Annotated in this window: 10 protein-coding genes; 9 read left to right on the top strand and 1 reads right to left on the bottom strand. The window is 44.5% G+C overall.

Translation table 11 applies throughout. From position 1 onward, the window contains the following. Nucleotides 1-16: 16 nt before the first annotated feature. From UNITIG_RS04125 to UNITIG_RS04115, 3 genes are all read left to right on the top strand, one after another. Nucleotides 17-2,680, top strand: a complete 2,664-nt coding sequence (locus tag UNITIG_RS04125; RefSeq protein WP_101757247.1) for an RHS repeat domain-containing protein — start codon at nucleotides 17-19, stop codon at nucleotides 2,678-2,680. A 4-nt stretch (nucleotides 2,681-2,684) separates the two neighbouring features. Then, entirely contained in the window at nucleotides 2,685-3,197 is a 513-nt protein-coding gene (locus UNITIG_RS04120) for a hypothetical protein (protein ID WP_145999080.1), read from the top strand. A gap of 220 nt (nucleotides 3,198-3,417) precedes the next feature. Continuing rightward, nucleotides 3,418-4,824, top strand: a complete 1,407-nt coding sequence (locus UNITIG_RS04115; protein ID WP_101757245.1) for a TonB family protein — start codon at nucleotides 3,418-3,420, stop codon at nucleotides 4,822-4,824. Nucleotides 4,825-5,103: 279 nt separating this feature from the next. On the opposite strand, the gene UNITIG_RS04110 is transcribed toward UNITIG_RS04115, so the two are convergent. After that, nucleotides 5,104-6,003 (bottom strand): integrase core domain-containing protein, encoded by a 900-nt coding sequence (locus UNITIG_RS04110; protein WP_200821190.1) that lies wholly within the window; start codon nucleotides 6,001-6,003, stop codon nucleotides 5,104-5,106. Between the two features lie 284 nt (nucleotides 6,004-6,287). Here UNITIG_RS04110 and UNITIG_RS04105 point away from each other — a divergent pair, with 284 nt between their 5' ends. From UNITIG_RS04105 to UNITIG_RS04080, 6 genes are all read left to right on the top strand, one after another. Beyond that, nucleotides 6,288-6,890 carry a DUF6036 family nucleotidyltransferase gene (locus UNITIG_RS04105; protein ID WP_145999079.1) on the top strand — a complete coding sequence of 201 codons (603 nt, stop codon included), beginning with the start codon at nucleotides 6,288-6,290 and terminating at the stop codon, nucleotides 6,888-6,890. Then, on the top strand, nucleotides 6,883-7,347 hold the full coding sequence (locus UNITIG_RS04100) for a hypothetical protein (RefSeq protein ID WP_145999078.1): 465 nt from the start codon (nucleotides 6,883-6,885) through the stop codon (nucleotides 7,345-7,347). The genes UNITIG_RS04105 and UNITIG_RS04100 overlap by 8 nt, the downstream gene beginning before the upstream one ends. Before the next feature lie 858 nt (nucleotides 7,348-8,205). After that, nucleotides 8,206-9,669: a hypothetical protein gene (locus UNITIG_RS04095; RefSeq protein ID WP_145999077.1), complete on the top strand. Its 1,464-nt coding sequence runs from the start codon at nucleotides 8,206-8,208 to the stop codon at nucleotides 9,667-9,669. 48 nt (nucleotides 9,670-9,717) lie between these two features. Continuing rightward, nucleotides 9,718-10,005 (top strand): hypothetical protein, encoded by a 288-nt coding sequence (locus UNITIG_RS04090; protein WP_145999076.1) that lies wholly within the window; start codon nucleotides 9,718-9,720, stop codon nucleotides 10,003-10,005. A gap of 16 nt (nucleotides 10,006-10,021) precedes the next feature. Continuing rightward, a complete protein-coding gene (locus tag UNITIG_RS04085; RefSeq protein ID WP_101757239.1) occupies nucleotides 10,022-10,318 on the top strand; it encodes a hypothetical protein in 297 nt (98 codons plus the stop codon). Between the two features lie 410 nt (nucleotides 10,319-10,728). Then, nucleotides 10,729-11,709, top strand: coding sequence for a transposase (locus UNITIG_RS04080; RefSeq protein ID WP_101757238.1), 981 nt, complete (start codon nucleotides 10,729-10,731; stop codon nucleotides 11,707-11,709). Nucleotides 11,710-11,971 lie beyond the last annotated feature (262 nt).

The raw sequence follows: 11,971 nt of genomic DNA, 5'->3' as shown, positions 1-11,971 counted from the left end.
TGTACGCGGTCGGGCGGTGGGGTCCAGTCGCATTGCTTTAGATGGCGGAGTCGTTTTTCAGGCGAGTGAATATGATCGATTGGGGCGTGTTCAGAGAGTTAGCAAGCCGTTTACAGATATGCCTTTGTATGTGACATCCTATTTTGATTACTTAGATCAACTCACTAGCATTAGTTACCCGGATGATAGTACGGCGCTCAAAGATATCAGTCGTACCTACCCGGCCTACAAAGTTGAGTCAACTGACCGATTAGGTCAAAAAGTCACCCATAGTTTTCATGGTGACGGGAGGTTGTCCCGTATTCAAGATGATGCTCAAACGATCAATCTAAAGTATACGGCGCGAGGAATGCTAGATACCGCTAAGGGCGGTGTGACTTGGAATCAAAGTACCTTAGCGGATATTAATTACGATTTGCTGGGAAGGAAAATTTCTCAATACAGTGTCGATACAGAGGCACCTTGGCGCTGGACATATAACGCCCTCGATCAAATAGCTACCCAAACTGATCCTAATGGAACGGTGACTTATTATCATTATGATCAGTTGGGCCGACTTATTCAGCGAACCTGGGATGCAACGGCAGCAAATGCGGAGCTGAGGACTACTCAGTGGCATTTTGACACTGCAGCTAATGGTGTGGGTCAACTAGCCGCATTAGTGGGCTTTGATACAGACCCAGACCCTCAGCAGTTTTATGAAGAATACCATTACACGGCACTTGGGCAGCTGAGCACTGTAAGCACCTTTTTGGATAGCGGGTCTTATCAAGCTCAATATTACTACGACGCGTATAGCAGGCATTCGGGGCTGCTCTACCCAGGAGGGGGGGTTGCTATTGGTTATGCCTATAACGGCTCTGGTTATTTAACTTCGATCTACGATGCGCTTAAGGACGAGACGGCGCCGGTATTATGGGAAGCTAAAAATAATGACCAGTGGGGCAACCTAACCGAAGTAGAGTTTGGTAATGAGGTGACAACTCTTAAAGGCTATGACCCTCTGGATGGTGAGCTGACTAGTGTCAATGTAAGCAAGGGTAATATAGACATTTTAAATCACAGTTATGGTTTTGATAATGCCGGTAACTTAAAAGATAGGGATGATCTGCTTTTTGGAATTTATGAAGACTTCTGTTACGACACACTTAATCGTTTAACTGATCGAGGTTTCGGTAGTTGTGGAGACGAGAGCTATAGCTATGACATGCATGGCAACGTAACTAGCAAGGGTATTTTGCAAAGTATCACTCACGCCTCTCGTATACACCGCATCGACGAGGTCACTGTTCAGGGTCAGGTGCAAAGTCGGCGCTACGTTTATGACAAGGCCGGTAATGTTATTTTGCGCGCAGGGATTGATAGTGGCGCGGGCATTGTGGGTGGAGATGTTGTGCATTACAGCCCTTTTGGTAAACCGGCATATATGGGGGGAAGCCGGGGTGTTACCGAGATTATTTATGGTCCGTCAGAGCGGCGTATAAAGCGGATAGATGACGGGCTTAAAACCACGACCTATATTGGAAAGCTCCTTGAGTTAACAGAGGGTCTTGAAGGGAAAGAGTTTCGTTACTACATCGAAGATTTCGCGATTTATACAGAGAAAAATACCACAGGCTACCAGCTTGATGGGGAGTGGGTTTATCTCCATCGGGACCATATCGGTAGTATTGCTGCAACAACGCCAGCCTCGCTCAGTGGTTCTAATGAAATTGATTGGCGCGGTTATGAGCCTTGGGGGTCTCCGCTTAAGGTAAATTGGTCTGGCGCGCCTGAGACAAGTCTTGAGATAACCTCTAGGGGGTTTACGGACCATGAGCATTTAGAGAGTGTTGAGCTTATCCATATGAACGGGCGGGTTTATGACCCGTTGATTGGGCGGTTTTTGAGTCCGGATCCAATTGTCGAAGACCCGCTCAATACACAGTCCTACAACCGTTATAGCTATGTCTTGAATAACCCCTTGTCCTTAACGGATCCGACTGGCTATTCAAGCTGTGGTAGCGCACCAATATGTGTAGATGAAGGGGCTGGCCGCAGTAACGGCTGGGGAGGGGGAGCTCCGAGCTCTGGAACCATGGCAGGTTTGGCATCTGGAGCAATGCATTTTCAAGGTGGAATGGGCCCTAATGTTCCCAATGTAAATTCGAATACTTTTAGTCAGAATTCCAACCAGCAGCTCGCAATGTCTGAGGCGGGCCAGGTTATGCTTGATTCCATACATCATGATGGTGTTGCGGGTGTTGATCCAAAGCATCCCGATACGCAGGCTGGTTACTTGGCTGCGGGGGAAGAAGTAGTCACTCTCATGGTTGGTGGTGTCGCCGTCAAGGTGGTGATGAAGGCTGGTAAAATTGTTAAAATAGAAAAGCTTGGTGACAAAGTTAAGGATGCATTAAAGCTTAATGGAGGCGCTGGTAGTGCGACTTGGAAAACTCTTGGGAGTGATAGACAAAACGCGGTTAACAGTTTTATGACGCAATTCGGAAAAGGCCCAGAAGGGGCTAAAAAATTGCAGGCATATTTACGTGAAAATGGAGTCCCCGGAGGCCTTGATAAACAAGCATTGGCAGCATACAGAAATCAGATACAATCTGTAGGCGGAAATAAGGCAGTCACTAAGGCGTCAGAAGTGTTTAATACACGGGTTCAAATCCTAAACAAACTGCTTGGAGATTAATCAGTTGATAATTGAGACAGATTTGATACCTAAGTTTAGGCCAGTTTTGCACGAGATTTATCAATACTCTCATCGGGTAGACGATGAATTTACGTTGTGGGAGCTGGCTGACAGAGGTGGTTTATTTCGTGCGTTTCAAGAATTTGGTGATACAAACAACCACTTGTCTGTGTTTTTCCAAAAGGTTCAAGATGTCATTGAAAAAAGAGCTGGGGTCATTGTAGAAAAATCCAAGCCGTATAGTTTTACTGGTAGGTTTTTGATGTTAGATCCGTCAGCAACTATGTATGACGGGTTGTCAGAAGAGCTAACATCGGGGTTTTTTGATTCTGATGATGTGCCTCCACCTGAGTTTTGGGTTGGGGTAGTTGGTAATAAGCTTGTGGCATTTATCCCGAAAAAATTCTTACCTGTTACTGAAGGGGCAGTTGAAAACTGTATGAGTGGTTGTTTGGAGTGGATGGGTGAAAGCTTTAGCTACATATATGATGGTAGTGGTACAAAAAACAAAGAATAATAGTCGGGGTGCGCTTTATTTAGCTGAAACCTTGTGCCCGATGAACCCCCGATAGAGATACTAATTAAGTAAGTCGTAGTGATTACGTTTCATCAGGTCTATTTATAGCAAGAAAAAATAGTTGGATTGGTCCTTGCAATGCACACATTCAGGTAAAAAATGAAAGGCCATCGTTTTTAAAGCACTCTATCAATATCTAAGAACAGCAAGTGTCCATAATATGAAGTCGCGTTTAAAATTTTATTTTTTCCTTTTACAACTTGTATTTTGCGCGATTAGTGAAGCAGGGTTTGATGATGCTTTTAAAAAGTATGAGGGAGGTCTATTTGAAGAAGCTTTCGTGGCTTTTGAAGCATTGTCAGCCATAGGTGATCGAGACGCCCAGTATAATCTCGGCGTGATGTACTATCGCGGTGAATATGTTGATCGGGATCCAGCTAAAGCGTATGCCTGGATGGCGATTTCAAGCAAGGGTAAAAATAAGTCAGGTTTGACCAGTACGGCCGACAAGATTTTCTCGACCCTCGATGAAGAGACTCAGGAACGAGCAATTACTGAATTTAATCGATTATTGCTTAACTATGATAACGAAAAGATTCAAACCTCAATTTTTCCAGAGCCCCTGTCTGATGAGGATTGCGAGCAAGATTATTTACCTATTCTGAAAGTTGCACCCATATACCCGAAGAAAGAGTTACGTCAAGGAAAGATGGGGCTCGTCGAAACCGAATACACAGTATCCCCCGAGGGGTATGTTCGTGACGTCATTGTCAATCGTTCTTCAGGTAAGGGGTTTTCAAAAGTTTCAGTGCGTGCTGCCAAGAAATTTCGATATAAACCGGCGGTTGCCGATGGCGTTGCAATCCCCACATATGGTGTCCGTAATAATTTTACCTATCAAATCGAAGGTTTCGGTGCAGGCGTTCTCAGAAAGAAGCAGCTTAAGGAAGAACTTGATGATCTTAAGGTGATGGCAGATCAAGGGAACCCTGCGGCTCAATATATTTATGCCACACGTTTGAATGTATTTCGCTATTTCCAAGAATACTTGGATGGCGTAGATCTGCAATATAAAACTGCTAATGCCTGGTACGCAAAGGCAGCTAAAAGCGGCTTGGTTGAGGCCCAGTACCATATTGGCGTCAACATGATAGAAGGTCGTGGTTGTAAAGCGGACCAAGACAATGGTTTAAAATGGATTAACGTAGCAGCTGTAGGAGGATACTCACCTGCTCAGCAGTTTTTGGCCCGTAGACTATTGGGTAACCCTGAAGAGCTGAAGGCTCGCTCAGCTATTAGCTGGTTAAGAAACTCATCCTTAGATGGCCTGTATTCGTCGAAAATTCTTTTGGCCTGGGAGCTTTCGACGTCACCAGTTACAGCAATCCGTGATGGACAAGAAGCCCTTGAGCTATTGGATGAAGAGCCTGAGAATTATTATGATGACGTTCGAATCTTAGAAACAAAGGCCGCTGCAATGGCGGAAGTTGGTGACTTCAAGCGGGCAGTGAAACTACAAGACAAGGCAATAGATAAGGCTGAGAAGCTGAAGTGGGAAATACCAGTGATGCAGGAGCGACTGGCTAGCTACCAGCATAAGGAACCGTGGCGTAGTGGATATTATTAGCCTTAGTCGTTAACGAATACTCTCAGAGTGACTATCTGCCATTTTTTTAATCGCTACTAGGGGTTGGTGAACGAGGGTTATGGGAGATTGTTTCGGCAATTCTAGGAATGATAAAACTGGTGAACTCAATACCGCCACCGTAAGTGGAACGTGCGATACAGGCCTGAGCAAAGCTGTGATTGTGAATCCCTAGGGGTATACAGTCGCCCCAGATTTCTGCTTTAAGTTTCCCATCCGGCAGGCTGCCGCCTGTCTATGGCGAATTACTAATTTAATCAGTTAAGCGGCACTTGGGAGTTGAAAAAGCCCACGACAAAATGATTGCCAGCCATGGTTTTTCAATTCAATGGGTTTTATCTCACGATCTTTCACTGGAGCTTGGCCATCTTGAGAAGTGTGAACTCGACATTGGTTGTAATAGTGCTGGTACTCACTAAGCTTTCTCTCAAGATCATTCGTATTCCAGAAAAAAGCTTGGTCCAGAAGTTCTCGCCTAACACTGCCAATCAGTCGTTCGACAAAAGGATGCGATATTGGGGTGTAGGGTACGGACTTTACTTCTTGAATATCCAATATGCGTAAATTGGCTTGCCATCGCTGATATTGAAACAGTGGGTCGTTGTCTGAACTGAGGTAAGTGGGACGGTTATTTTTGGACATAACTTCGTTAAATAAACGGCATATGGTCGCGCCGTCTACCGGCCCCGCATGAACACCAAAGCCTATAATACGTCGTGTGCATTGATCCATTACAACCAGCACCCAATGGCTTTTCAGTAATATTGATTCGCAACGAAATAGATCAACACTCCATAAGCTGTCCTTGGTGTGGCCGAGCATTGTCAGCCATGACGGTCCTTGATTCGTTGGGTCGGGTTTATAGTATTTTTCTAAAATTCGTCGGACGATATCTTTATTAATGTTTAGTCCAAAAGCCACATTAATTTGCTGAGCGATTCGAGGGCATCCATAGCGAGGGTTGCGCTGTTTCATTTCAATAATGGCATTGATCAATTCTTTTGATGGGCCCTTGGGTCCGGTTTTTTTTCTTGCTTTCGAGGAGTAAAGGAGCTGGTATTTCTTTTTGATTAGCGCTTGGTGAAACTTGAGTAGCGTGGCGGGTTTAACAATAATTGCAGCTCTGGCTAATCGACGGGGATTGATGAAAGAACTAAGCAAACCTAATACTCCTCGGTCAACCGGAGTCAGAGTAGGGCGGGTTCTGCCACTTCGTTTTTGTATCATTAGCTGGTGCTTTAGTAATAGGTTCTCAGCCACTAGAGCTTTTATACCATTAGGCTGGCATAGCTTTAGAAAAGCGCTCAGTAGGTAGAAGAATAGCTGAAGGGTATATGACATGGTTGCTAAGGCTAGAAGGTGATCTGATATTTATCAAATTGATTCCGTTGCCTCATACATGAGTACTCTCAGTAGTTTTGTTGTATATTTGGCTGAAGAATAGGATGAATCATGTGAGCCAAGAAGAACTCTATACAACAACCCCGATGGGGGCCGCCGTACTGAGGATGTTTTCGACGCTGAATGAAACGGCTGCGCTATTGTATCCAGACGCTGAGCCTGGTTCTGTTCGTGCTTATATCTTTGGTGGAGCAGCCGTCCATATTTATACGAAGGCTAGGGGCTCTCGTGATGTAGACGCTGAAATTCAGGGGGCTGATAAGCTGAGGCCTCAGGATCTAGTCGTTGATTATGAAGACGAAGATGGCGAACCGCAGTTATTAGTGTGGGATAGTAACTATAATCCTACTTTGGGCCCTCTACATGAGGATTATGCAGAGGATGCCATCCTACTAACACAGGATGATGAGGATATTCTTTGGGTTTATATTGCTTCAGCGGATGACTTGGCTGTTTCCAAGTTAGGCAGATTTGCAGAGCACGATAGAAATGATATAAAGGCGTTGGCAAAGCGAGGGAGAATTAACTCATCGTCCCTGAGGGTGCGTGCAGAAGATGCATTCAAGTATTACGTGGGTAACGTCGATAGCGCAAGAGGAAGTTTACAGCTTGCTTTAAATGATTTAGAAAAATATGAAGATGAATGAAAACGATAGCAAACAAAACTCTGCGCACCAGGCTTTAAATCACTTGGTTCATGAGAGCTATAGATCCAAAAAAGATGCTTATGAAAGTGTTTTGGTTTTCGCTCGTCATTTTTGTGATGGAGCTTATGAGCCCAACTTCAAAGAGTATTCAGATGACGCTTTGAGTTTACGGCGGGTAGGTTACTTGGTTGATTTTTTAACGAGGTTTTTGGATGTTGAGAAATCCCGAAAAGCTCAGCTTAGGAGCGAGTTGAGCTCAGTGAAGCTGTTGCTAGAGCGTAGGGGTGAATTGAGCAATGACGGGAAGAGGTCAAAAGTATCCTTTTTCAAAGGAGATAAATCACAGGCTTTATCCGTTGATTTATTAGCTCAAACTTGGGGGCTTGAAGCTGGTTTACACCCATCACAAGTTCCTGAGCTATTAGACATGCAGCGAAGAGGAGTCTCTCGACCTTAGTGAGAGGCTACTTATTAATACAACAGGTTGATTGTAAGAAGCGAGAAAATGTTACTGTTCTGTTGCAAGCTTATTCCACAAAATACAGGAAAATTAAAAGGTTGAGCTAAAAAAACGCTCTTGCTAAAAGGCGTGAATTTGGTCTTGTTGCCCTAAAATCCTGACGATTATTAGATTGTCATTTTCGACTCGGTAATAAATATAGTGAGATTCGTAGACGCTTAGTCGAGGCCTTGAGCGTTTATGATAAACAGCTGGGAAGCCCATAGCGCCCCTTATGATGCTATTTGCACCGAGCGTTAGAAAGCGGGCACTTCTAGCTGCATACTAGACCAAAGGTGCAAAATATTGTGCCGGACTTTTGCCTGACACAGTTATGCCGAGTAGTGCTTTTTGCTGATGATCGCAACGGGCGTCACCGCTAAAAAGTTAATAATAACAATAAGTTAGATTTCTAAATGGAAGCTTTTAACCAATTGGTCGCTGGTTCGAATCCAGCACGGCCCACCATTTTTGCTTTGTAATCAATGGTTTGTAACACCCGCTAACACTTCTGCTTAGTGGTTTATCCCACAAATTCAGGTTTATCCCACAAATTTTCATTTTTGCTCGGGAACAGTCTGTTTTTTTGAGCAGTTTTGTCGAGCTTCGCTTGATTTGTTTTCTGGTATTTCCGCACTCTCAATAGCGGCTTTTATCTATCGTTAGCCAAAATTTATAAAGTTTTGTGACCTAGTTTATCGGCACCGATTTTTATGGCCGTTAGGCGGTGTTCGTGTGTACGAGGCGGCACAAAACCTACTTGGCCAAGGGGGGATTCCCAGCGCACTATTATCAGTTAATGGAACAAATAAATTCATGACCATGGAGCACGTCTGGGTGCAGCTGTGGGATGGTAGCCAGTGGCTAGAAGTGGACCCGAGCTTTAAACAGTACCAATACACCGAGGGCATGGATTTACAAAGCGAAGTTAGTTTTGATGCTGAAGCGTTTGCCAATACCTTGCAAAGCACAGCTACCGTTAATGAAACCGAAGGTTGGGTGCAAAATGTGAATCAGGCCTTTATCGAAACAGAACTGGAGGATTATCGGCAAGCGCTGGAAAATTATTTAACGAATCAACAACCCGAGGCGACAGTAGGCGATGTCATCGGCAGTAAAACGATTATAGAAACTGCCAGCGAATCATTACCCACGCAGCTGCCCTACAATCAAATCGTTGTCAGTCAGGCGCTGACCGAAATTCCTGATCACTTACGCTATAAATTCACCTTCAAACTACAGGATCAATTTGGGGGTGAGTTATTCAGTCATACTGCGACTACCGTTGAACTGGCAGGCCAGCCCTTGGCAATCTCATTCAATCCCGCCACAGCCGCAGATGAACAAGCCTTATTGGATTACTTACCCGACAACCCACAAAGTGCAGAGGATTTACCCAATATCATCCCCGCAGGTTTAATGAATGTAGTCGGTGAGTTAACTGCCAGTGGCCAAGTCGTCGCCAGCAGCGCTGCCATGAGTTTTGGGCAGGTACTGCAAACAGAAAAAGGCTATTTTGTGCCAGGCCGTGGTTGGAGTACGACCATTAATCCCATCATCACCGGCGAGTATCAAGCCATTGGCTTGGATTACCACGGTATATCACCTGCGCAGTTACAAGCATTGCAAACCCGCCTTGAAGCCACCAAAGCCAAACTGGAAGCAGAAGAATTTACCGGCCTCACCAAACACGAAGTGGTGGGGGATTTAATGCAATCCGGTGTGATGAGCTATATGGCCATTACCGACGTGCAATCGCGACTTGCCGCACAAAGCTCGGATATTGTTTACTACCGCGAACCCAGTTACGGTACCTTTCAAACCAATGCCAAAACAAACGGTTTGTTGGGTACGGTTACCAATGTAGAAATGACTGGATTACTGATGGATATGGATTCCATGAAATTCAGCACTGAATGTAAAAGTAATTGTTGGGGTAACTGGCGGGACTTTAATCAGCAGATGGGCAGTACCTATTCGGCGTATGAGCATTTGGTGCCGGAGCAATTGTTTTCTACGGATGAAGAACCGGTTGAAGGGATTAGTGCAGTGAAGGCGTTGGCGATTGCCAGTCAACAAGGCCAAAGGATTTATACCTTTACGCAGGATAACCTACAGTACCTAAGTGATTTAACGGTTGATCAAGGGACGGTTGATGAAATTCGCGCGCAGGTGGAGAATGGAATGGTGGCTACGGTGCATCAGAATCCGATTAGTTATGCGGGTTGGACTGGGCTGGGTATACGATTGTGGATCCGGAGACTGGGGCTGGGGGTATAAGATTAGTGGGGGAGTGATGGGGGCGCTCTTTCAGCTATTCCGGAAAGTATGGAGAATGCTTTGACAGTCATTGGGGTGTTGCCAAAGCAAGCATTTATAGGAATACTTTCTTCTTTAGTATCAATGTATAACTTCTTTATTACTTGTTCTAATAGTTTTTTCGCTAGTGATTTGTTAGCGCAAATTACAGTGGTGGTTGGTATGCTCTTATTTGCTTTGGCTCCGATCGGGGTGGGGCTGATGCTATTTAGTTTATTAAGAACACTTGCTCTCAATGCTGCACTTGCATATGCAGGAGTAAAATACTATGGCGAAATTAGTAGTCCCTGTAACTAGTGACTAGGAATGAAAAATGAACATTAAGCGAATCATGTTTCTATTTAACCAGCCGACATTAAATAGTGTCAAATGGTCAACTCCTGCGGTTTTGTTTTTTATGATGATTTTTAGTTATTCATTTATTTTGTTTGATTTTATCTTTGGTTGCCTTCCAACTAAATCAGGCTGCCTTATTTTTAATGATAGTCCTGAAAGGTATAAAGATGCTTATTATGTGTTTTTATATTTAGGGTTGGTTTTTGGTTCTTTGTCAGCAACTGCCTTGATACGAAATGTCATTACTGTTAAAGGAAGTGGTGAAAATCAATAGTGAACATTAGTCGGGACAGACACTGCTAAGTAAGAATAGGGGTCAAGTCTGTTTTATAAAAAGTAAGAATAGGAGTAAAATAGGGGTCAAGTCTGTTTTATAATGATAAAGCCCTTGTTATACTCCGTTAATGCCAAGACCTCAGCGCCTTCAATATGAGCACGCCTTTTACCATGTAATGAATCGTGGTCGGGGACGCCAAGCAATCTTTCACAGTGAAGCTTATTACCAGGCTTTTTTGTAACAAGCCATGGGGTCCAAGCCAGAAGGGAATAGGGGTCAAGTCTGTTTTATAGTGATCAAACCCTTGTTATACTCCGTTAAAGGAAGGGAATAGGGTCAGGGAATAGGGGTCAGGAATAGGGGTCAAGTCTGTTTTATAATGATCAAGCCCTTGTTATACTCCGTTAATGCCAAGACCTCAGCGCCTTCAATATGAGCACGCCTTTTACCATGTAATGAATCGTGGTCGGGGACGCCAAGCAATCTTTCACAGTGAAGCTTATTACCAGGCTTTTTTGCAGACATTGGCGGAAGCGCATCAACGTTTCGATGCGCAGATACATGCTTATTGTTTGATGGGTAATCACTATCATTTGCTCATTGAAACACCGCGCGCCAATTTAGATCGCATCATGCGCCATATCAACGGCGTATACACCCAGCGCTATAACCGTCTCAAACACACCGATGGCGCCCTGTTTCGAGGGCGTTACAAAGCTATTATTGTGGATGAAGATAATTACCTTTTGCAGCTCAGTCGCTACATTCATCGCAATCCGGCCGAAGTCAAAGGCGCCGTTTCTGATGTGCTATCCACCTACCCTTGGTCGAGCTATTTGGCTTATATTAATCGAGCACCCTTACCTAGGTGGTTAATACGGGAAAAAACCTATCAAATGCTGGGGCAGCGACAGCGTTATAAAGGGTATCAGGCCTATATCGAAGCAGGTAACGATGAAGGGTTGTTGCAGTTTTACAATAAAGGCAATTTGGCGAGCCTGTTAGGTGGGAGTGAATTCAAAGAGTCACTGGCTCAGCTCATGCAACAACAGCAATTGGATACGGATAAACTGCAAATGCTTATAGAGCGTCCCGATGCAGATCGTATTATTTCGGTTGTGGCCAAGGTCTGTAAGGTCAAGGGAACCAGCCTTGTTACTCGACAATCAGGAAGGCAAGCGGCGAATCTTCCGCGTAAGCTGGCCATCTATTGTTGTCAGCACTATGGGGCTATGCCATTAAATGTTATCGCGGTGTATTTCGGATTGTCCCATTCTGGTAGCGTGTCACCGGCAGTGGCGGACATTAAGAGAAGGGTGGCGCGAGGTGAGTTGAAAAGGGAGTTGTCGGCGGTGGAAAAGGGTTTGGCTATTATAAAACAGACTTGACCCCTTTTTCATTTTTTGCTTGTATTATAAAACAGACTTGCCCCCTTTTTGACTGACCCCTTTTTGACTGACCCCTTTTTGACTCATTTGGTGCGCCTTGCGACCAGGAGTACAAGAAACCCTACTCGCTGCAAACGTGCAAAAAGTGAATGCTAGACTATAAAGACTATGAGCCAGCTACCTTAAAGGCGGCTGTGGTTGACCTTGCAACCTAATACGGTGATAGTGTCAGGAAGGTTTTGTTATTAGTCTATATAGATAC

Origin of the sequence: Oceanicoccus sp. KOV_DT_Chl (genome assembly GCF_900120175.1) — a bacterium.
In the GTDB taxonomy this organism is placed as follows: Bacteria; Pseudomonadota; Gammaproteobacteria; order Pseudomonadales; family Dasaniaceae; genus Oceanicoccus.
This window is presented reverse-complemented; position numbering and strand designations above follow the sequence as displayed.